Origin of the sequence: Streptosporangium roseum DSM 43021 (assembly GCF_000024865.1) — a bacterium.
GTDB classification, from domain to species: domain Bacteria; phylum Actinomycetota; class Actinomycetes; order Streptosporangiales; family Streptosporangiaceae; genus Streptosporangium; species Streptosporangium roseum.
The window spans coordinates 3,284,711-3,306,108 of sequence record NC_013595.1; the positions used below are offsets into that span (position 1 = coordinate 3,284,711).

The following is a 21,398-nucleotide window of genomic DNA, read 5'->3' on the forward strand; positions in this document are numbered from 1 at the left end:
GTCACTCCGCCGGCGCGGTGACCTGGACCGGCACGTCGTAGTCGCGGAAGGTGACGATCACCTTGCCGCCGTTCATCGGCAGGTCGGCCTTGAGCAGGCGGCTGGTGGCCTTGTCGATCCAGAGCCGTCCGTTGACCCCCTGCGAGAGCCCCGGCACCATCGTGGCGAGGACCTGCTGGGAGAGCGTGGCGGCGACCCGGTAGGCGTCGGTGCCGTCCACCTTCTCCACGGCCTCGGTCTTCGGGTCCAGCGCGGTGCCCAGAAGCTGGACGATGCCCTTGTCAGGGTTGAGGATGGCCGACGGGTCGTAGATCGCGGCGAGCTGGCTCCGCGATATCTTCTGGAAGCCGCCGGTCACGCCCTTGAAGTGGACGGTCTCTCCGATCAGGACGAACTGGATCTCCTGGAGGCTGCCCGCCAGATCGATGTTGATGGTGCCGTCGGCGTCGCCGGTCCCGCTGAGACGGCCGGTGGCCTTCTTGACCGGCACCGGCGGGGTGCCCTCGGTCTCCATGGTGAAGGCGGCCGACTTGGCGCCTCGCATCGCCTCCGCGGACTTCTTGACGAGCTCGCTCCCGCCGGGCAGCGCCGCCTGGTCGTCGGAGGAGCCGCCGCTGCACGCGGTGACAAGGGAGAGCGCGGCGACCAGCGCGGCGATGAGGATCCGGCGAGCAGACATGGCCGGATCGTAGCGACCGCCCGGTCACCTAAGGGAGAACCCGCCGGTATCGGTTTCGCTTCAGCGCAGGCTCTTGAGGTGGCTCACCACGGGGGTGTAGGCCGTCTCCAGCTCGCGGAGCTGGTCGTCGGTGAGCAGGTCGATGAAGTGCTGCCGCACGCTGGCCACGTGGTGCGGCGCGACCTTCTGGATGGTGGCCCAGCCGTGCTCGGTGAGGACGGCGAAGGTGCCACGCCGGTCGTCCGCGCAGGTCTCCCTGGCGACCAGCCCGGCCGTCTCCATCCGGGAGATCTGATGGGACAGGCGGCTGCGGGACTGGATCGTGGCGTCGGCCAGGTCGCTCATGCGCATGCGATGGCCGGGGCTCTCCGAGAGGTTGACCAGGATCTCGTAGTCGTTCACGGAGAGCCCGAAGGTCTGCAGGTCGCGGTCGAGACGGTGTTCGAGGAGCTTGTGCGCGGCCAGGTGGGCACGCCAGGCTCGCTGCTCGATGGAGCTGAGCCAGCGGGGCTCCTCCTCGTCCACCGGTCGCTCACCATTTCCCATCAGCTGCGCGGGTGGCTCCGTCCAGCCGGCCACTCCGCTCCCCGCGTCGGCTCGCTCCCTGCTCATAGGTGAGAACCTACCTCAGACGGTCGTCACCACCTCGTCGTAGGCCAGGCGGGGGAGGCGGTCGAACCAGGCGTTCTCGCCGGGCCTGCCGATGTTGACGACGGCCAGCACGGTGTGGTCGCCGTCGAAGAACTCCTTGTCGATGCCGGCCGCGTCGTAGCCGGCCATCGGACCGGCGGCCAGACCGGCGGCCCGGACGCCCAGGATGAAGTAGCCGACCTGCAGGGTCGCGTTGAACCTGGCCGACCGGGCACGCGCCGCCTCGTCGGCGAACAGGTCCTTGGCGCCTGCGAAGTGCGGGAAGACCTTGGGAAGCTCCTCGTGGAAGTCCAGATCGGCGGCGAGGATGGCGACCAGCGGAGCGGCGGCGGTCTTGGCCCGGTTGCCCGGGGACATGAGGCCGACCAGGCGCTCGCGGGCTTCGGTGCCGCGCACCAGGAGGACCCGGAGCGGCTGCTGGTTCATCGCGGTCGGGGCGTACTTGACCAGGTCGTAGATCGCCCGCATCTGCTCGTCGCCGACCGGCTCGTCGGTGAAGGTGTTGGCCGTGCGGGCCTCACGGAAGAGCAGGTCCTGGGCTTCGGAGGAGAGCGCGAGAGCCATTTTCAGTCCTTTACGAGTCTTATGAGCTATTTGTCCGTTTCAACATGAGTGAAGATTCAACTATTCCTGGCCCGCCCGAGACGTGGGTCACAGGCGCGTACAGTGATCGGGTGGTGGACAAGGCGGGGGAGAAGTCCGGATCGGAGAGCCTCGGCACGGTGATCGTGGCGGGTCTGGCCAACCTCGCGATCGCGGTGGCCAAACTGGTCGCGGGGCTGATCAGCGGCTCGTCGGCGATGCTGTCGGAGGCCATGCACTCGGCCGCGGACACGGTCACCGAGATCCTGCTGTTCGTCGCGGTGCGCCGGGCCGGCCACCCCGCCGACGCCAGGCATCCCTTCGGGCACGGCAAGGCCGGGTTCTTCTGGGCGCTGATGGCCGCCTTCGCCACCCTCATCGGCGGAGCCGGATTCTCGATCACCCACGGCCTGCACGAGATCAGCCACGGTGAGGAGCTCGCCGACCTGACGATCTCCTACGTAGTCCTCGCGATCTCGTTCGTGATCGAGGGGATCTCGTTCCTCAAGGCCCTGTCACAGGTGCGTGAGGAGGCCGGGCGGCTGGAGGTGAGCCCGCAGCGCTACGTCGCCAGGACCTCCGACACCGCGCTCAAGGCCGTGCTCTTCGAGGACGGGGCCGCCCTGGTGGGCCTGCTGATCGCCGCGTCCGGCCTGCTGGCCTGCCAGCTGACCGGCTCGCCCGTGTGGGACGGCGTCGCCTCGGTGGTGATCGGCCTGCTGCTGCTCGGGATCGCGCTCAACCTCATCCGCGCCAACGTGTCCCTGCTGATCGGCCAGGCGGTGCCGATGAGGATGGAGCAGGAGATCAGGGCCGAGCTGCTCGCCCTGCCCGAGGTGGAGAACGTGGTGGAGCTGCTCACCATGATGCTGGGGCCGAGCGAGGTGATGGTCGCCGCCCGCGTCGACTTCGCGGACGACGCCACCGGGGCCGGCCTGGAACGGGCCGCCGACCGGGTGGAACGCAGGCTCGCCGAGCGTTTCCCCTCGATCTCGCAGGTCTTCCTCGACCCGACCCCCGCGAGGTCAGCCCAGGGTGGCCGGGTGGTCGGTGACGACGCAGACCGCGACGCCTGAGCCGGTCCGCCACTCCAGCAGGTGCCTGCCCCCCCACTTCAGGCGGCGGATCCCCTCTCCGCCGGGACCGGCCCCCTCTCCGCCCGGAAGCGTCGTGTCTCCGCCGAGGGGGAGCGCGGACAGGTCGATCGTGCCCAGGGCGTCCAGGGTGAGCTCACCGCGCTTGATGAGCGCCTCCTTGCGGACCCACAGGCGGATCAGCGCCTCGTTGTCGCGGACCAGGGGCCTTTCCGCGGGGGCCAGGGCGTGCGAGACCAGGGCCCTGTCCAGCGGGCCCGCGGGGACGCGCTCGGCGTCCACGCCGACCCGGCCCGGCCCCACCGCCACGCACACGTATCCATGGCTGTGCGACAGGCTGACCCCGAGCTCGGGGGCCTCCGCGAGGTACGGCCTGCCGTGTCCCGGCCCGCAGCGGTCGCAGTGCTGGAGCAGCGTCAGCCGGTCCTCGGGGACGCCGAGGACCTTCGCCGCGCATCGCCGTACCAGGAGGTGGGCCGCCACGAAGTCACGCCGGTCGTCCTCCTGGAGGAACTTCGCCGCGCGCTCCTGCTCGACCTCGGTGAGCAGGTCCGTTCCGGCGGTGGAGTACAGCTCGCCGGTGGGACCGGCCAGCACCAGGCAATCGCGCATTTGCTCAGATTAGGCGGTTCGACAGCCTGGTAGGTGATCTATCCGTAGATCACCGCTGATGCGATGACCGTCCGGATCGTCGCCTGATCCGCGGTGGCCGACGGTGCCCCGAGGCGGTCGCGACGCGGGGTCGCGACGCGGTGGCCGACGGTGCCCCGAGGCGGTCGCGACGCGGTGGGGGAGTGACACGTGGAGGGCTCCCTCGGGAGACCTATTTGTCCTTCTTGGTGGTGCTCGGAGAGGGCGTGGGAGCCGGCTCGACGGCCTTGCCGTTGGGATCGGTCACCAGCTCCTCGGCCGCGCCCATCACGGTGGCGTCGTTGACCTTCCACTCGCCGCCCGTCTTGATCAGACCGAGCTCCATGTAGGTGCCGAGCATGCGCCGGGTGCCCGCGGTGCTCGTGACCTGGGAGTCGACGACCGTGATCGCCTTGGCTCTGCCCTCGGTGACCTCGGCGACGTAGACGCCCCGGACCGAGGCGGACGAGTTCGCCCTCATGGAGGTGATCACGCCCTCGAGCGGGCTGAAGGCCTCGTCGTAGGTCTTCTCGAAGTCCTCTCCGGAGATGGCGAAGACCTGGTCGCGATAGGCCTGGAGGTTGGCGTAGTCGTAGGTCTGCAGGGCCACGGCGAACTCGCCCGCCCGCGCGGCCACCGCGACGCGCTCGGCCTTCTCCTCGGCCAGCCGGTCAGCCGTCGTCCAGAACCACACCGCCGCCGTCGCCGTCGCCGCGAACAGCACGGCCGCGACCGCGCCCACCAGCCTGGCCCGCCACGTCCGGGATCCCCCGCGGGACCCGCCCCGCTCCGCGCCCCCGGCCGCCGCCTCCCCTTCCACAGCCGCCCCGTCCGAGGTGGCTCCTTCCGCGGCCGCTCGGTCCGCGGCAGACCTGTCCGCGGCGGCGGCCTCCGGGGCCGCGCCGGCGGCGGGCACGGCGGCGGCATCCGGCTCGGTGGGCTCCCCTCCGTCCTCCGGGACCTCGCCGCGGCCTGAGCCCGCCCCCTGAGGGAGGTCGTCGGGCTGCTGAGGGATTGGGCTCATCTGGATCCTTCCGGCGTGGAGACCCCGGACCTCGGCCCTGGGGAGGGTGTCAACTGCTCACTCCTGTTCACGGCGGCGTGACGTCCGGCCGACCGCGATCCAGCCGAGCACGCCGCCGGAGATGACGACGGCGAAGAGGATCGCGAAGACGAAAGGGAGGAGGTTCTGGCCGGTGGAGCGCGAGGTCCTGCCGGCGTCCGCGGCGGGGGTGGCCGTGCCGGGCTCCTCGGAACCGGTGGCGTCGCGCGGCCCGTCGCCCTCCATTGGCGTCCGCGTCGCCTCGTCGGGCGCGGCGGTCGCCTCATCGGCCGGATCGTCGCCGCTCCAGGAGCCGTCGGTGGGGTGGGGGCCGCGGTCCTCGTCGTCGTCGGTCCGGGTGGACACCTTGACCGCGGGGCCCTTCGGGCAGGCACGCAGCACGGGGACCTTCGGCGGGGACAGCGGGCCACGGTACTCCCGCGCCACCGGGGGGCCGCCGGGGACGCTGAAGACGAACGTGACCCTGCCGTACACCCCGTCGGCCCGTTTGTCGGTTATGTCGGCGACCATCGCCTGGGTGATGGGCACCGTCCGCAGCAGCTGGTTGACGTTCGCCCGGGTCCGAGGTGTGAACACCACGCCGGGGTCCGTCCCGGCTGCGGTGAGCATGCAGGACAGGCCGGGGCGGGCGGTGGTGAGCAGGTGGTCGACCTGGCGGAAGAAGCCCGGGCCGTGGTCGAGGGCGGTGGAGAGCTGCTTGCGGGACTCGCGGATCGCCCGGGTCACCCCGGCCAGGTCGGTGATGCCCTGGGACAGCTTCTCGCGCCGGCCCGCCAGCGTGCCGGTCAGCCGGGTCAGCTCCACCGACAGCTCGTCCAGCAGGCCGGTGTTGGCGGCGAGGGTCGCGGTGAGGTCGTGGGCGTTGTCCACGACCTCGCGGATCGAGGTCGTCCGGCCGTCCAGTCCCGCCGCCAGCTCGTGCACGATGGTCTGGGCGTCCTCCGGCGGCACCGCGTTCAGCAGCTTGCCGACCCCGTCGAACAGCTTCTTGTAGTCGAGCGGGACCGAGGTGCTGGCCAGCGGGATGGTGGCGCCTGCGGCGAGGGTGCCGCCGCCGGCTCCGGACCTGGGCGGCGAGATCTCCACGTACGGCTCGCCGATGGCGGACTTGCGGCGCACCTCGGCGGTGACGCCCAGCGGCAGCCGTACGTCACGGTTGATGCTCAGGCCCACCACGATCTTGCCGGGGGCCAGCGCCACGTCGTCGATCCGGCCGATCCGGACGCCGAGGTAGGCCACGTCGAAGCCCCGCACGAGACCGGGGGAGGACAGGAACTCGGCGCTGATCCGGTAGGGCCGCTCGACGATGTCGAGCTTGATGATGCTGGTGAACGCCCACACGGTCATCACCACGCCGAGCACCACGAAGAAGCCGAGGTTGATCCGGATTCGGTTCCTCATCGCGGCGGCTCCAGCAGCAGGCGGAAGTCGTTCACCGAGTTGGGCGGACGCGGCCGGTCGCTGCTCTTGCCCGGCTTGGGCAGCAGCAGTCCCTTGAGCCAGACGAAGGTCAGCAGCTGGCCGTTCACCACGATCGGCGGCAGGTCGATGAACCGCTGCACGCGGCCGACCAGGACCTTCAGGTCTTCCTTACCGCGGACCATCGAGGTGGAGACCGCGTCGAGCTCGCGGAGCAGGGTCCGCAGCCGGGCCGCGTGTCTCGGGTAGACGGTGCTGTTGACCTCGCGGGCCAGCGCGGTGAGCTCCTGGAGGGTCTTCTTCACATGCTTGCGGCCGTGGTTCAGCCGGGCCGTGGCGTCGGTGAGCGTGCCGGGCAGCCTGTCCAGCTCCTCGCTGCCCTTGGCGAGCTCGTCGCCGAGCTTGGCCAGCCCGTCTATGGTGCGGGCCAGGTCCTCGCGGGACTCGGCGTAGGCGGTGGTGACCTCGGTGGTCTGCCTGAGCAGCCGGTTGAGGTCCTTGCCCTTGCCGCCGAGCCCGGTCGCCGCCGCGTCCAGGACGGCGTTCACGTCCTGGGCGCCGAGGGCGTCGATCAGCGGGCCCGCCCGTTCGGTGACCTGTTCGATGTCCGGCTCCACCGATGTCCGGGTGATCGTCGAGCCGCTCCGCATGAACGGCCCGCTCGTCATGTCCCTGCCCTCGGGCAGCTCCAGCTCGACGTAGTTCTCACCCAGGATCGAGGTCTTGGCCACCACGGCACCGGTGCCCTCGGGCACCCGGATGCCATCCTCGACGGACATGGTGACCTTCGCGCGGTATCCCTCCAGGCGGATGTCGGTCACGCTGCCCACCCGCACGTCGGAGATCTGCACGCTGTGCCCGGCCACCAGGCTCTGGACGTCGTCGAAGGTCGCGGTCAGGGTCAGCCCGCCGGTCGGCGCCCCCGCGGTCTGCAGGGTGCACGCCGCGGCGAGGCAGAGTCCGGCCAGTCCCGCGGTCAGCCGCGTCCACGCCCTCATCCGGCGTCCTCCCTTCCCCGGCCCACTCGCCCTCGCCCGCCCGCCCGGCGGCCGGATCGTCGCACCACGCTCACCGTCTCCCCCTCTCCCAGGGGCAGTTGCTCAGCTCTCCCGGCAGGCACGGCACCTTGCCCAGGCCCAGTGCCTCGAACAGCGGCCTCAGCCAGGCCCGGGTCATCGCGTTGAGCACCAGGCGGATCTTGATCAGGTGGTGCTCCTTGTCCCAGGACAGGACCAGGTTGTCGGCGAACTTCCGGGCTCCGGCGATGGCCTCGGCCGCGGACTCGCTGTTGACCTTCAGGGTCAGCACCACCTCGGCCAGGTTGGCCACGCCCTTGGGCAGTCTCTCCTGGTAGGCCTCGATCAGCACGTCACCCCGCTGGACGAACTCCGCGAGGCCGGTGATGAAGCGCTTCATGCGGCGGCGCTCGTCGGCGAGGGTGGCGCCGGCCTCGGCGAAGGCGTCGATGGCCGTCTTGACCTGGTCCTCGCGGCGGTTGAGGCTGGAGGCGATCCGGTTGAGGCCGTCGGCCAGGTCGATCAGCTGCTCGTCCTGCCCGGCGAGGGTGCGGGTCAGCGAGGCCGCGTCGGCCAGCGCCCGGTTGATCTGCTTGCCCCGGCCCCTGACCGTCTCGGCGAGGTTGCCGGCCACGTCGCCCATCTTGTCGGTGTCGAGGGCGTCGGTGAGTTTGGTGAACGCCTCCAAGGCGTCGTCGATCTCCACCGGCAGGTCGGTCCGCTCCAGCGGGATCACCGCGTCCGGTGCGATCCTGGCCTTGCCGGGCTTCCACGGCGGGTGGAGCACCACGTTCCGCTCGCCCAGCGTGTTCTGCGCGGCCACGACCGCCTTGACGTCGGCGGGGAGCGGCACCTCCCCGTCGATGACCAGGTCCGCCCGGACCCTGTCCCCCTCCACGGTGAGCTTCTCCACCGTCCCCGCGTCCAGACCCAGCACCTTCACCTTGGCCTGTTCGTACAGGGACGGCGCCGCGCTGAAGTAGGCCGTCAGCCGGTACGGCGACGCCCCGCCGGGCAGCAGCGAGCAGCCGCCCGCCGAGAGCAGCAGCACCCCGGCGAGGAGCGCCGCGACCGGTCTCGCCGGGGGGCGTCCCACACCGGGCGCACGCCGTGAACGGCCGGTCCCTCGCGGTCCACGCGTCATTCGGATCGCTCCGCTCCGGGCACGTGCCGGGAACGGCCCGTCCCTCGCAGTCCACGGCGTGTCATCGGCTGGTCCTGTCCTTGCGGATGGCGCCGAGCACCTCGGGGTTGATCGGGCCGAGGCCGGTGGTGATGGCCTCCACCCACGGGCCCTGGCCGCCGGAGGTGGCCAGTCCGGAGAAGGTGGGTCCGACCCAGGCGAGGACGGAGTTGAGCGCCTTGCCGTTGCCGTCGAGCCGGTTGCCGATCGCGGTCACGTCGTCGACCACCGCGATCAGGTTCTTCTCGTGCTCGGTGACCAGCGCGGTGATGCTGTTGACCAGGTCGCTGCCGTCACCGAGCAGGGACTTCAGCTCGTCGCGGCGGAGCCGTAGCTCGCTCAGCATGATCTCGATGGAGTCGATCAGCCGGCCGAGCTGCGCGTCCTTCGTCTCCAGCACGTTCATGATCTTGTTGCCGTTGTCCAGCAGCCGCTGGAGCTGGGGTTCGCTCTCGCTGATGATCTCCGAGAGCTCGCCGATGTTGTCCAGCAGCTTGCTGACCCTGCCCTTGCGGGCGGGTTTGAGCTCCGCCAGCTCCGACAGGAGCTTGTCGACCGAGTCGGTGTCGAGCTTCTGCACCAGCCGGGTGGCGTCCTTGAGGGCGTCGGTGATCAGCACGGGGGTGCTGGTGCGCGACATCGGGATCCGCCGCCTCTCCTCCGGCAGCTCGTCCATGTACGGCCGGGTGACCGGCCCGGTGAGCTTGACGTAGCGGCCGCCCAGCAGGTTCGACAGGGTGATCTCGGCCCGGGTCTGCGGGCCGAGCCTGATCCCGTCGTCCACCTTCCAGGTGACCACGACGTGCCCCTGGCCGTAGTCGGCGCGGACCTCGGTCACCTTGCCGACCGGGACGCCCGCCACCCGCACGTCGTTGCCGGAACGCAGCCCGGCGGAGTCCGGCAGTATCGCCGACATCGTGTAGCCGCCCTCCAGCAGCCCCAGGTTGCCGACGAGGAAGGTGGCCACCAGGACGGAGGCGAGGATCGCCATCGACACCAGGCCGACGACGGTCTTGTTGCGGTCGCGGAACGACTTGAGCGCCATCAGGGCCCCACCAGCACTCGCCGCAGGTTCTCCGTGCTGGTGAGCTTGAGGCTGCCGCGCAGCGGCGGGGGAGCGCTCATCGGGTAGGGGCAGGGCTGGGGACCCAGCGTCAGGCAGGGCACCGCCGTGGTGACGAAGTGACCCCGGCCGGTCACCTGGAACGAGCGCCGCAGCGGCGGGGTGATGGTGTTGAGCACCTTCTCGATGCTGCCGATGTTGCGCCGGATGCCGCCGGTGAGCCGGGTCATGCTGTCCACCACCCGGCCGAACTCCCGGGAGTTGCGGCCGAGCACCTGGTTGTTGACCCTGACCGTGGTGGACAGCTCCACCAGGGCGTCGTCGACCAGCTCACGGTTGCGGGCGAAGGCGCCGGTCAGCGCGACCAGGTTGTCCACGAGCTGAGCGATCTGCCTGTCCCTGCGGGCGACGACCCCGGTCACCGTGGCGTAGTCCTCAAGCAGCCCCTGAATGATCTCCTTGCGGTCGGCCACCGTGGTGGTCAGGTCGTTGAGGTTGTCGACCAGTTTGGGGATGTTCTCCTGGTTGCCGTCCAGCGCCTCGCCCGCCGCGGTCAGCAGCTGGTTGATCTGGTCGGGGTCCAGGCTGCGGGTGAGCGGGCCGAGGTCGCTGACCAGCTCCCCGATGTCGACCACCGAGCTCGTCAGCTTCACGCGGGCGCCGTCGCCCAGCGTGTCGGCGGCGGTGCCGGGCTCCAGGTAGATCACCCGCTGGCCGATCGTGTTGCGCCAGCGGACCGCGGCGGAGCTGTCGGAGGGCACCCGCACCGCCGCCTGCACGCTGAGCACGACCTCGGCCCTGCCGTCGACCACCTCGATCGAGTCGACCTGGCCGACCGGCGCACCCGCGATCTTCACCTGGTCGCCCTCGTGCAGCCCGGAGACGTCGTCGAAGGTGGCGACGAGGCTGTAGGTGTCGCCGACGTTCACCCGGGCGATCTGGGCGCCGATCAGGACGATCAGGGTGGCCGTCACGAGCAGGAAGACGACGAACTTGGCGAGTGTCCAGCGGCGCTGGACCTGCTCTCTCGACCGGGCCAAAAGGCTCACCTGCCGTTCGTGGGGCCGCAGGCGCCGACGAAGAGCTCGCAGATGTCGGTCGCGATGAAGGCCTCCATCTTGATCTGGTTGGCGCCGTCCGGGCCCTTGCCCGTGACCAGGTCGTTCAGCACGCTGAGGAGCTGGTTCAGCCCCCGCACGCCCTCGCCCGCGACGCCGAGCTGCGCGTACAGCAGCGCGGCCGCGCGCTCCCCGGCGTTCACCGCGGCCTTGAGGTCCTTGCGGTGCGTGCGCAGGCCGTGTGCGGTCAGGTGGGAGATCTCGTCGAACTCCCGCAGCAGCGCGCGGATCTTGTCAGCCCGCTTCAGCAGGTCCGGGGTGATCACGTTGAGGTCGGAGGAGATCGCCACCAGCTCGTCGCCCTTGTCGGCGAGGCCGGCGCTCAGCGCCCCGGCGTCGCCGATGAACCGCCTGAACTCCCCGCGGCGCCGATGGGCCACCTCGACGATCTTCCCGGTGCTGTCGATGATGCCCCCGATCTGCGGACCCTTGCCGTCCAGGCCGCGCCCCAGGGTGTGCACGATGGTCGTGATGTCCTGGGGGTCCACCGCGCCCAGCCCCTCGTAGGCGGCTGAGAGGGAGTCGGACAGGTCCGTGGGCGCCTCCGTCCTGGTGATGACGGCGCCGTCGCCCAGGTAGGGGCCGGCCGTCTCGCCGGTGCCGAGGATCAGGTTGACGAACTTGGGGCCGAAGACGGAGCTCGGCTCGATCGCGGCGGTGACGGTCTCGGGCACCTTGACGCCGGGCTCCACGTGCATGCCGATCACGGCCCTGCCCTCGCGGTCCAGGGTGACGGAGCTGACCCCGCCCACCGTGATGCCGCGGATCTTGACGGGCGAGTTGGGATCCAGCCCCTGCCCGGCGTGGGTGAACACGGCGCTCACCCGCATGCCGCTGACGCTCGCCGCGCCCCGGATGACCAGGACGAGGGTCAGGACGAGGGTGAGCACCACGCCGAGCGAGATCGCCAGCCGGATCGGCAGGGGGACTTCACCGCGTGCCATCGTCGCTCACCCCGTCAGCTTCACGCCGCTGCCGTTGCCCCAGAACAGGTAGGACAGCAGCAGGTTGAGGAGGATGACGGTGACGATGGACTGGCGGATCGCCCGCCCGGCCGCGGTCCCCACGCCGACCGGGCCTCCGGTGGCGTTGAATCCGTAGTAGCAGTGGATGCTGATGACGGCGAACGCGAAGACGATCACCTTGATCACGCTGTAGACGATGTCGATCAGCGGCAGGCCGAGGTAGAAGTAGTAGTCGTAGACGCCGGGCGACATGCCGAACAGGACCGTGCACATCAGCCGGGTGGCGAAGAAGCTGGCGAACAGCGCGATCAGGTAGACCGGGACCAGCGCGATCAGCGCGGCCACCACCCGCGTGCAGATGAGGTAGGTGAAGGCGTTGATGGCCATCACCTCCAGCGCGTCGATCTCCTCGGAGATCCGCATCGCGCCCAGCTCGGCGGTGAAGGAGGAGCCGACCTGCGCCGCGAGCGCGACCGCCGCGATGATCGGGGTGATCTCCCGGACGTTGGCGAAGCTGCCCACCAGGCCGATGAAGGACTCGGCGCCGATCGCCTGCAGGCCCTGGTAGCCCTGCAGGCCGACGGTGGCGCCGACCGCGAAGGCCATGGTGAACGCCACGAAGACCATGCCGCCGCCGATGACGGTCGCGCCGACGCCCACCACCACGTCGCTGACCTGGCGGAGCACGACCTTGGTGAACTTCAGCCGGAAGACGATGTCCCGCAGCGAGTAGAAGACGACCTTCCACAGGAAGAGCGGCCAGTCCGACAGCGAGGCCGCGCGGTCCACGAGGTCGCGCAGCATGCCGTACGCGCGGAATCCGGCGGTGCGCGCGCCCGGGATCGTCGCCATCACATGGGCCTGGGCGGGTAGGCGAGGAAGTAGATCATGGTGATCACGTAGTTGACCGCGAACACCAGCATGAACGTGACGACCGTGGACTGGTTCACCGCGCGTCCCACGCCGACCGGGCTGGTCTGGCAGGTCATGCCGAAGTAGCACGACATGATCGCCGCGATGAAGCCGAAGATCCACGCTTTGAACAGCGTGACCAGCAGGTCGCTGGTGACCAGCAGGGACACCGCACCGTCGAAGTAGGCGCCGGGGGTGACGCCCTGGATGACGACGTTGAAGAAGTATCCGCCGCCCGCACCGGCCACGATGACCAGCGGGACCAGCAGTACGGCCACCGTGCTGGCCGCCCACAGCCGGGGGGTGACCAGGCGGTGGATCGGGTTGACCGCCATCACCTCCATGGCGGCCAGCTCGTCGCGGATGTTGCGGGCGCCGATGTCGGAGGTCATGGCCGAGCCTCCGGCGCCCGCGATGAGCAGGGCCGAGGCCATCGGGGCGACCTCGCGGACCAGGCCGACCACCACGGCGCCGCCGGTGGCCGAGGACGCGCCCAGCTGCCAGGCGAGCTGGCCCACCTGGAGGGCGACGGTCGCGCCCAGCGGGAGCGAGACGAGCAGCACGGGCAGGCTGGTGACGCGGGCGAGGAACCAGCACTGCTGGATGTACTCCCAGAACCAGGTCCTGACGTCCCAGGTCCGGCGGAACCCCTCAAGTGCGATCACCGACATGTCGCCGACCCGGCCGAACACGTCGGTGCTCCGGCGGACGAGGTAACCGGTGACCCTGTCCCGCCCGCCGACCGCCATCAGTGCGCCGTCCGTTGTGCCATGAACACCTCGGGGTTCGCGACTCCGACCATGGATCAGTCACCCTACTGACGGGTAGTCCAGTAAGTCGATGGCTCCTGTGTAATTTGATGAAAAGGAATGAGGCCCAGATCACATCTTGTCAGGGCCTCACATTTTCCGCAGGTGACCGTGGGGGCCGGGCGCGACGTACGGCGGCCGCGGGCGCCGGACCGGCCGCCCCGGTCAGGAGGAGATCGCGCTCATCCACCCCTCGATCTCGTCGGGGTGGCGGGGCAGCCCGGCCGACATCAGGCGGGCGCCGTCGGCGGTGATGACGAGGTCGTCCTCGATCCGCACGCCGATGCCGCGCAGCTCGGGCGGGAGCGTCAGGTCGTCCGGCTGGAGGTAGAGACCGGGCTCGACGGTGAGGACCTGGCCCTCCTCCAGCACGCCGTCCAGGTAGACCTCCGAGCGCGCCCTGGCGCAGTCGTGGACGTCCATGCCCAGCATGTGGCCGCTGCTGCACAGGGTGTAGCGGCGGTACAGGCCGCTGTCGGCCTCCATCGCCTCGTCCGCGCCGATCTTCAGCACGCCCCAGTCGTGCAGTCCCTCGGCGATGACCCGCATGGCCGCCTGGTGGAAGTCGCGGAACCTCGCGCCCGGCCTCAGGGTGGCGATGGCCGCGCTCTGGGCCTCGTAGACCAGCTCGTAGACCTGGCGCTGGATGGGGCTGAACCGTCCCGACAGCGGCAGGGTCCTGGTGATGTCGGCGGTGTAGAGGTTGTCGGTCTCCACGCCCGCGTCGAGCAGGAGCAGCTCGTTCTCGTTCAGCCGGCCGTCGTTGCGGATCCAGTGCAGCACGCACGCGTGGGCGCCGGAGGCCACGATGCTGTCGTAGCCGACCGCGCCGCCCTCCAGGCGGGACCGGAGGCCGAAGACCCCCTCCAGGTAGCGCTCGCCGCGCCGGTGGGCCAGGGCCTGGGGCAGCGCCCGTACCACGTCCTCGAACCCGCGGGCGGTCGCGTCCACCGAGAACTGCAGCTCGGCGATCTCCCACTCGTCCTTGATCAGCCGCATCTCGGACAGGAACGTCTCCAGCTCGCCGTCCCCGTCGTGCGCCGCGACCCGCGAGTCCAGCGAGGCGTCCACGCCGCGCAGCACCCGCGCCGGCCCGCCGAGCACGTCGTCCAGCCTGTCCACGGCCGCGCAGTCGATCAGATAGAGCGCCTCCGCCTCGGCCAGGTCGGGACGGCGGCCCACCCAGAACTCGCCGTAGCGGCGGTCCCGGTAGAACTCCTGCCCGGCCGTCCCCGGGGCCGACCGCGGTGAGCGGGGCCGCAGGAACAGCGTGGCCGACCCGGACGGCTCGATGACCAGGACGTTGCCGGGCTCCTGGTCGCCGGTGAGGTAGGTGAAGGCGCTGTGCGACCGGAACCGGTAGTCGCTGTCGTTGCTGCGGGCCTTGAGCGTGCCGGACGGGATGATCAGCCGCTCGCCGGGGAAACGCGCGGCGAGCGCGGCCCGGCGCTTGGCGGTGTAGGCCGCCAGTGGCAGCGCGCTCACGTCGTCGCGGCGGGTGTCGGCCCAGCCGGTCGCCATGAATGCGGCGAGGGCGTCGGAGATCGGCAGGTCGTGGCTGCCGGTGTTCAGCTTCTCGGTCATCGTGTCCCCGGGAGCGAAGGTGTGTGGTATTTCACACATTACTCGCGGGCGGTGCGGCGCGCACCCCCACTTTAGGCGGGTGCGCGCCGCACCCAGGACCGGAACTCAGCCGACCGGCACCGGATAGTCCCTGGCCAGATCCGAGACCGCCCCCTCCTTGAAGACCACGGCGCCGCCGAGCGCGGCCTTGTCCGGTTTGACGACGAAGGACGCCCGCGACGCGGGCTTGTCGAACATGGAGAAGTCCATGACCGTGCCGTAGTCGCCGCCCCAGGAGGACTGGCCGCGGTGCGCGGCGACGACGGCGGCCCGGCTCAGGTCCTTGCCCTCACAGGCCTTCCTGAGCGCGTCGCTGACGATCGCCGCCGCGGAGTAGCCCGTGGCGACCCCGCTGTCGATCGTCTGGCCGGGATACTTCGCCGCGTAGTCGGCCGCCAGCTTCTTCATGGCCGGCAGCGGCGCGCTGATCGGCGCGCCGCCGGTCATGACGTAGAAGTCCTTGAGCAGGGCGGGACCGGCCGGAGTGGGGAGCAGCTGCGGGGAGTAGGCCGAGTTGCTGCCGACGAACGGCACGTCCATGCCCTTGGCCAGCGAGACGCCGACGAGCGAGGCCGACTGCTTGGGGCCGACCGAGACCAGCACGGCCTTGACGCCCTCGGCCTTGAAGGCGGCGACCTGGGCGCTCATGTCCTGGTCGGTTGCCTTGATCTTCTGCTCGACGAGCGTCAGGCCGAGCTTCCCGGCCGCGTACTTGGAGCCGTTCAGCGCGCTCTCGCCGTAGTCCCCTTCGAAGTAGAGGTGACCGATCTTGTCTCCGGACTTGATGCCCTTCTCCTTGACCAGGAAGTCCACCCCGTTGATCATGTCGATGTCGTAGGTGGTGGCGGTGACCTGGATGGGCTTGCTGCCCAGCAGCCCGGTCGCCCAGGCCATCGGGATGGTCAGCAGCTCGTCGGCCTCGATGCGCTGCTTGAGCGCCATGACCATGGGGGAGCCGATGAAATGGGCGATCGCCACGGACTTCGGGGCGATCTCGGTGTAGGCCGCCACGGCCTTCTGCGCGTCGTAGCCGTGGTCGCGCACGATGGCCTCGACCTTCCGGCCGCACACGCCTCCACCCGCGTTGACCTGCTCGAAGTAGAGCTGCTGCGCCTGGGTCAGGCTCTTGCCGAACGAGGCGTAGGGGCCGGTGAGATCGGTCATGAGGCCCACCGTGATCGTGTCGGCGGTGATGCCGGGGCCGGTCTTCACCCCGTCGCCGCCGACGGCCGGCGAGGCGCCGGCGCCCCCGGTGGCCTTCTCGCTGGCGCACGAGGCGACGGCCAGGGCCAGGACGGCGAGCGCCGCGATCCGCCGCGCCGGGATCGCGGCGATCCCCCTGCGGCGCGGTGCGGGTAACGGGAGCGGGGAGGGGAGTGGAGGAGTCACGTCAGTTCCTTGTCTCGGGGGACGGGCGTAGGGAGGCCTTCTCCGCCGCGGAGGCGGAGGCGGAGGCGGTCCGGCGGTTCGGCGCCGATCGCAGGCGGCCGGCGAGGCCGAGCAGGCCGCCCGGCAGGAAGAGGACGATCACGACGACGGCCGCGCCGTACAGGATCCGGGCGGCCTCGGCGGGGGAGACCCCGCCGGAGCCCGGCTCGGCCACCAGCGGCAGGGCGTCGCTGTAGCGGGTCAGGAGCTGGGGCAGCAGGGAGATGAAGACGGCGCCGATCACCGCCCCCGCGACCGAGCCGAGGCCGCCGATGACGATCATGGCGAGGTAGTCGAGGGAGAGCAGGATGCCGAAGTACTCCGGCACGGTCCGCTGGAAGACCAGCGCGAGTAGGACGCCGGCCAGCCCGCCGTACATCGACGACAGCACGAACACGCCGGCGCGGTAGCGGGCCACCGGAACGCCCATCACCCCGGCGGCGATCTCGTGGTCGCGGATGGTGTTCATGGCCCGTCCGGGACGCCCCGTCAGCACCCCGCGGGCGAACAGCGCCGCGCAGGCCAGGGCGGCCAGGCCGAGGAACCACAGCCGCTCCAGCGCGCCGAACGGCACCTGGGCCACCACGAGCGCGGGGGAGTCGGCGAAGGCGAACCCGAACAGCTCCATGGGCGGCACCGGGCGGCCGTTGAAGCCGCCCGTCACGGGCCCGGCGTTGAACAGCAGGTGCTGGCCGAGGAAGATCAGCGCCAGCGTGGCGATGCCGAGGTAGGCCCCTTTCAGACGGCCGGCGATCGGGCTGAACAGGCCCCCGGCGACGCCCGAGGTGAGCACCGCGAGCACCGCCGCGACAGGGGTGGGCAGGCCCAGCCCGGCCAGGCCGTGCCCGGGTTCGGAGGCGAAGTAGACGTAGGAGTAGGCCCCGGCCGCCAGGAAGAACGCGTGACCCATGGACAGCTGGCCGGTGGCGCCGGTCAGCAGGTTGATGCCGATCGCCCCGACGGCCGCCGACATCGCGAAGAGCCCGGCCTGCAGCCAGAAGCCCTCCAGGTAGAACGGCACCGCGACCGCGGCCGCGACCAGGACGGCCGACCGGAGGAGGATCCGCACGGACCTGCGGGGCTTGTCAGACACGTGCCAGCTCCCTCGTCCCGAACAGCCCCGCGGGGCGGATGAGCAGGACCACGATCATCACGAGGAACGGCGCGACGTCGCCGATGCCCCTGCCGAGGAAGACCAGGTCGTTCTGGTAGCCGCTCATCAGGGTCTCGGTGACCCCGATGATCAGGCCGCCCGCCAGCGCCCCCGTGGTGGAGTCGAGGCCGCCGAGGATCGCCGCGGGGAAGGCCTTCATGGCGGCGAACGTCGTGCTGCGGTCCAGGCCCGGCGTGGGGAACACGCACAGGAAGAGCGCGGCGACGGCGGCCAGGGCGCCGGCCACCGCCCACGCCCCCATCGACACCCGCCCCCGCCGCACGCCCATCAGCGCGGCGGTCTCGGGGTCCTCGGCGGTGGCGCGCATGGCGACGCCCCAGCCGGTGTGCTTGAACGCCAGCAGGAACGCGGTGATGAGGACCGCCGCCACGGCCAGCGCCACGACCCGGGTCTGGGCGATGCCGACGGGCCCCAGGTGCACCACCCGGTCGCGCCACGGATCGCCCAGGGCGAGCACCTCGGTGCCGATCCGCCGGGTGAGCTCGGTGGTCAGCACGATGTCGACGCCGATCGTCACGATCGCCAGGACGCTGTGGGAGGAGACGTTCGCCCGGCGGATGATCAGGAACTCGATCAGGACGCCCACGGCGGCCGCGCCGGCGACGCCGAGCAGCAGGGCGGCCCAGAAGCCGATCGAGGAGTGCAGCCGCGCGACGACGAAGCCGCCGGCCAGCAGCAGCGAGGCGTGGGCGAAGTTGACCACCTCGGTCGCCTTGAAGATGATGACGAACCCCAGGGCGATCAGCGCGTACACCGCGCCGACGGAGATCCCGTTCGCCAGAAGCTCCAGGAAGGTGGTCACGGAGTGGCCTCCCCGCTCTCGCCCGCCGCGCCCAGGTAGGCGCGGATGACCTCGGGATCGTCCTGGACCTCGGAGGGAGGCCCGTCGGCGATCCGCCGCCCGAAGTCCAGGACCGTCACCGCGTCGGCGAGCCGCATGACCATCCCCATGTCGTGCTCGACCAGCAGGATCGAGATGCCGAGGCTCTCCCGGACGGCGACGATCAGCTCGGCCATCTCGCGGCGCTCGCCGCCGTTCATGCCGGCCACCGGTTCGTCGAGCAGGAGCAGGCGGGGCTCCATGCACAGGGCCCGAGCCAGCTCGACCCTTTTCTGCACGCCGTACGGCAGGAGCCCGACGGGTGTCGCCAGCCGTCCGGCGAGCCCGACGAAGGCGGCGATCTCGCTCACCCGCTCGCCGTGCAGCCTGGCCTCCCGCCGCGCGGACGGCAGCCGCAGGCCGGCCGCGACGAATCCGGCGCGGGTCAGCCGGTGCCGGCCGAGCATCAGGTTGTCGCGCACCGACAGACGGGGCGACAGGGCGATGTTCTGGAAGGTGCGCGCCACGCCCAGGGCGGCGATGCGGTGTGGGGCCAGGGCGGTCAGCTCCGCCTCGCCGAACCGCACGCTGCCCGCGGTGGCCCGGTAGACCCCCGACAGCACGTTGAAGCAGGTCGACTTGCCCGCGCCGTTGGGGCCGATGACCGCGTGGACGCTGCCGGGCTCGACGGTGAAGCCGATCGCGTCGAGCGCGGTGAGCCCGGCGAAGCGCACGGTGACGTCCCGGACTTCGAGCCGGGGCGGGGAGGCGGTCATACCGTCTGGTTGGTATGTGTCGCTCATGCGGATCGCCCCGGCCCGCCGGCGTGCCGGCCGTACGGCCTGACCTCCACGGCGCGACCGGTCGCGCGGGCCGCCCGGGCTGTGCGGGCCGCCCCGGCCGCCCCGGCCGCGCCGGTCGCGCGGGCCGCGCCGCTCACGCCGACCACCTCGTCAGGGCAGGGCGCCCGGCGGACGCGCCGGCCGGGGAGGTCGCCCGGTCGTCCTCGATGCCCAGGTAGCGCCGGCGCACCTCGTCGCTCCGGGCGAGGTCGGCGGCGGGGCCGGACAGCACCACCTCGCCGACCTCCAGCACGTACGCCTGGGAGGCCAGCGAGAGGGCCATGGCGGCGTTCTGCTCCACCAGCAGCACCGTCGTCCCCTGCGCGTTGATCTCGCGGACCGTCTCGGCGATCCGCGCCGCCATCATCGGCGCCAGACCGAGGGTGGGCTCGTCGAGCAGGAGCATCGCCGGCCGGGCCATCAGCGCGCGGCCGATGGCGAGCATCTGCTGCTCGCCGCCCGACAGCAGTCCCGCGCGCTGCCGGGCGCGCTCGGCGAGCACCGGGAAGAGGGTGTGCACGCGCTCCCTGGCCCCGGCCGCGGCCCGGCGGTCACGGGCGCCCAGCGCGCCGGCCCGCAGGTTCTCCTCCACGGTCATCCGGGCGAACACCCGGCGCCCCTCGGGCACCTGGACGACGCCGCGGGCGACCACGGCGGAGGCGGCCGCGCCGGACAGCCGCGTCCGGCCGAAAACGATCTCGCCCGCCGTGATCCCGCCCCGGTGGAACCTGAGGGTGCCCGAGACGGCGCGCAGCAGGGTGGACTTCCCCGCGCCGTTGCCGCCGAGCACCGCGACGATCGAGCCGCGCGGGACGCTCAGCGAGATCCCGCGCAGGGCCGTCACCGGGCCGTAGTTCACCGCCAGATCCCTGACGACCAGCCCGGGGTCTTCGGGCGGTGGAGGGGCGTGGACGTCCATGTGTGCCTCCTGACAACCGATGAACGCACCCAACCCGGGCGGTTGACCGGAGTCCATAGGCCCGGGTGAAGTCGGGACCGGCGCCCACGGGGAGCCGGTGCCGGTTGTGCTTCAGCACAGCACGGGGTCACGAAACAGAACAGAACCTTGTTCGGCTTCGTGTGCGGCTGACACCATTGCCCGATGGGGATCCGGACGACCGCCGACGACGAGGTTCGCAGGATCATGCGCATGGCCGCCGCCCGGCTGCTGCAGCGCCTCCCCGAACTCACCGACGAACTGGTGACCAGGACACGTGACACCGACGAGGCCTACCGCCGGATGGTGCCCACCGACGACCACTGGCAGAGCGTGCACGACGCCATGCGGGTCGGCATCGGAGCCATCCTCCTGCCCCTCGCCGAGCGGCGGGACCTGCAGCAGGCGGAGCGGACCGCGCGCCGCCGCGCCGAGCAGGGCCTGCCGATGGACTCGCTGCTGCGCAGCTACCGGATCTCCGCCCAGGTGATGTGGGACGGGCTGGTCGGCGTCGTCGCCGAGGAGGAGCCCGACAGCCTGCCGGTGCTGATCCGCAGCGCCACCAAGGTCTGGCACGCCGTCGACCGGCAGGCCGTCGCGGCCGCCGAGGCCTACCGCAGCCGGGAGGCCGAGATGTTCGGCCGCACCGCCGAGCGGGTCCAGGCCCTGCTCGACGCCCTCCTGGAGGACCGTGCCGACGCCGCGCTGGTCCGCAGCGCGGCCGCGGCGCTGGACCTGCCCGAACTCGGCCGCTACGCGGTCGTCATCACCCGCCTGCCAGGACGCCACGACCACCGGGACGACGCCGTCCGCCCGACGGGCCTGGGCGTGATGCGGCTGCTGTGGCGGATGCGCCCCGACTACGAGGTCTCGGTCGTCCTGCTCCACGAGGCGGGAATGGAGGACCTGGCCCGTGACCTCCGCCCGCACGTCACCGGCTGCGCCGGGATCAGCCCGGTGGTCGAGGGGCTGGCCGAGCTGGGCCGGGCGCGCAGGCTCGCCGAACTCGCCCTGCGGACCTGCGTGGGGGAGGGGCCGGAGATCGCCCGGCTGGAGGACCGGCTGCCCGCGGCACTGGTGGTGAGCCAGCCCGAACTCGCCGGCCATCTCAGCGGCGCTGTGCTCCGGCCCATCCTCGCCCTGGACCCGGCCGACCGGGAGGTGCTGCTCGGCACCCTGGAGGCCTGGCTGCGCTGCGAGGGCTCCGCGATGCGCGCCGCCGGGCAGCTCTACTGCCACCGCAACACGGTCTTCAACCGCATCCGCCGCATCGAGCAGCTCACCGGGCGCTCCCTGGCCCGCCCGCTGGACATCGTGGAGCTCGCCCTGGCCCTCGACGCGGTACGGCTACTGCCCGTGACCTGACAGCCACGCCGTTTACCCCCGTCCG

21 protein-coding genes are annotated in these 21,398 nt (G+C 71.3%); 2 read left to right on the plus strand and 19 right to left on the minus strand.

The genetic code is table 11. The annotated features are described in order from the left end of the window. Position 1: 1 nt before the first annotated feature. Genes SROS_RS14590 through SROS_RS14600 form a run of 3 tightly spaced genes read right to left on the minus strand, consistent with a single transcriptional unit; the run spans position 2 to position 1,894 of the window. Positions 2-679 (minus strand): LppX_LprAFG lipoprotein, encoded by a 678-nt coding sequence (locus SROS_RS14590; RefSeq protein WP_012889709.1) that lies wholly within the window; start codon positions 677-679, stop codon positions 2-4. A gap of 60 nt (positions 680-739) precedes the next feature. Continuing rightward, a complete protein-coding gene (locus SROS_RS14595) occupies positions 740-1,291 on the minus strand; it encodes a MarR family winged helix-turn-helix transcriptional regulator (RefSeq protein ID WP_245564643.1) in 552 nt (183 codons plus the stop codon). Between the two features lie 15 nt (positions 1,292-1,306). Further along, on the minus strand, positions 1,307-1,894 hold the full coding sequence (locus SROS_RS14600) for a malonic semialdehyde reductase (protein ID WP_012889711.1): 588 nt from the start codon (positions 1,892-1,894) through the stop codon (positions 1,307-1,309). 110 nt (positions 1,895-2,004) lie between these two features. Here SROS_RS14600 and SROS_RS14605 point away from each other — a divergent pair, with 110 nt between their 5' ends. Next, entirely contained in the window at positions 2,005-2,988 is a 984-nt protein-coding gene (locus tag SROS_RS14605; protein WP_012889712.1) for a cation diffusion facilitator family transporter, read from the plus strand. Here SROS_RS14605 and SROS_RS14610 read toward each other — a convergent pair. From SROS_RS14610 to SROS_RS14685, 16 genes are all read right to left on the minus strand, one after another. After that, positions 2,938-3,618, minus strand: coding sequence for a 4'-phosphopantetheinyl transferase family protein (locus tag SROS_RS14610; RefSeq protein WP_012889713.1), 681 nt, complete (start codon positions 3,616-3,618; stop codon positions 2,938-2,940). The two genes, SROS_RS14605 and SROS_RS14610, sit on opposite strands and share 51 nt — an antisense overlap. 211 nt (positions 3,619-3,829) lie before the next feature. Beyond that, complete coding sequence (locus SROS_RS14615) at positions 3,830-4,660, minus strand: hypothetical protein (RefSeq protein WP_012889714.1); 831 nt, start codon at positions 4,658-4,660, stop codon at positions 3,830-3,832. A gap of 57 nt (positions 4,661-4,717) precedes the next feature. Beyond that, positions 4,718-6,100 carry an MCE family protein gene (locus SROS_RS14620; RefSeq protein WP_012889715.1) on the minus strand — a complete coding sequence of 461 codons (1,383 nt, stop codon included), beginning with the start codon at positions 6,098-6,100 and terminating at the stop codon, positions 4,718-4,720. Next, entirely contained in the window at positions 6,097-7,116 is a 1,020-nt protein-coding gene (locus SROS_RS14625) for an MCE family protein (RefSeq protein ID WP_012889716.1), read from the minus strand. Before SROS_RS14625 ends, SROS_RS14620 begins: the two co-directional genes overlap by 4 nt. A 70-nt stretch (positions 7,117-7,186) precedes the next feature. Further along, complete coding sequence (locus SROS_RS14630; RefSeq protein ID WP_245564644.1) at positions 7,187-8,230, minus strand: MCE family protein; 1,044 nt, start codon at positions 8,228-8,230, stop codon at positions 7,187-7,189. Positions 8,231-8,339: 109 nt separating this feature from the next. Further along, positions 8,340-9,362, minus strand: coding sequence for an MlaD family protein (locus tag SROS_RS14635; RefSeq protein ID WP_012889718.1), 1,023 nt, complete (start codon positions 9,360-9,362; stop codon positions 8,340-8,342). Continuing rightward, a complete protein-coding gene (locus tag SROS_RS14640) occupies positions 9,362-10,429 on the minus strand; it encodes an MCE family protein (protein ID WP_012889719.1) in 1,068 nt (355 codons plus the stop codon). The genes SROS_RS14635 and SROS_RS14640 overlap by 1 nt, the downstream gene beginning before the upstream one ends. Beyond that, complete coding sequence (locus SROS_RS14645; protein WP_012889720.1) at positions 10,426-11,442, minus strand: MlaD family protein; 1,017 nt, start codon at positions 11,440-11,442, stop codon at positions 10,426-10,428. The genes SROS_RS14640 and SROS_RS14645 overlap by 4 nt, the downstream gene beginning before the upstream one ends. A 6-nt stretch (positions 11,443-11,448) precedes the next feature. Continuing rightward, positions 11,449-12,315, minus strand: coding sequence for an ABC transporter permease (locus SROS_RS14650; protein WP_012889721.1), 867 nt, complete (start codon positions 12,313-12,315; stop codon positions 11,449-11,451). Beyond that, positions 12,315-13,124, minus strand: coding sequence for an MlaE family ABC transporter permease (locus SROS_RS14655; RefSeq protein WP_012889722.1), 810 nt, complete (start codon positions 13,122-13,124; stop codon positions 12,315-12,317). The genes SROS_RS14650 and SROS_RS14655 overlap by 1 nt, the downstream gene beginning before the upstream one ends. Positions 13,125-13,349: 225 nt before the next feature. Further along, positions 13,350-14,768, minus strand: coding sequence for an aminopeptidase P family protein (locus SROS_RS14660; protein ID WP_043652029.1), 1,419 nt, complete (start codon positions 14,766-14,768; stop codon positions 13,350-13,352). Positions 14,769-14,873: 105 nt separating this feature from the next. Continuing rightward, complete coding sequence (locus tag SROS_RS14665) at positions 14,874-16,196, minus strand: ABC transporter substrate-binding protein (protein WP_012889724.1); 1,323 nt, start codon at positions 16,194-16,196, stop codon at positions 14,874-14,876. Position 16,197: 1 nt separating this feature from the next. Then, the gene (locus tag SROS_RS14670; RefSeq protein ID WP_012889725.1) at positions 16,198-17,328 is read right to left on the minus strand and encodes a branched-chain amino acid ABC transporter permease; all 1,131 of its coding nucleotides are present in this window, start codon (positions 17,326-17,328) and stop codon (positions 16,198-16,200) included. After that, a complete protein-coding gene (locus SROS_RS14675) occupies positions 17,321-18,211 on the minus strand; it encodes a branched-chain amino acid ABC transporter permease (protein WP_012889726.1) in 891 nt (296 codons plus the stop codon). The genes SROS_RS14670 and SROS_RS14675 overlap by 8 nt, the downstream gene beginning before the upstream one ends. Then, a complete protein-coding gene (locus SROS_RS14680) occupies positions 18,208-19,032 on the minus strand; it encodes an ABC transporter ATP-binding protein (RefSeq protein ID WP_012889727.1) in 825 nt (274 codons plus the stop codon). Before SROS_RS14680 ends, SROS_RS14675 begins: the two co-directional genes overlap by 4 nt. A gap of 133 nt (positions 19,033-19,165) precedes the next feature. Then, positions 19,166-19,990 carry an ABC transporter ATP-binding protein gene (locus tag SROS_RS14685; RefSeq protein ID WP_012889728.1) on the minus strand — a complete coding sequence of 275 codons (825 nt, stop codon included), beginning with the start codon at positions 19,988-19,990 and terminating at the stop codon, positions 19,166-19,168. A gap of 183 nt (positions 19,991-20,173) precedes the next feature. Here SROS_RS14685 and SROS_RS14690 point away from each other — a divergent pair, with 183 nt between their 5' ends. After that, positions 20,174-21,373, plus strand: coding sequence for a PucR family transcriptional regulator (locus SROS_RS14690; protein WP_012889729.1), 1,200 nt, complete (start codon positions 20,174-20,176; stop codon positions 21,371-21,373). Positions 21,374-21,398 lie beyond the last annotated feature (25 nt).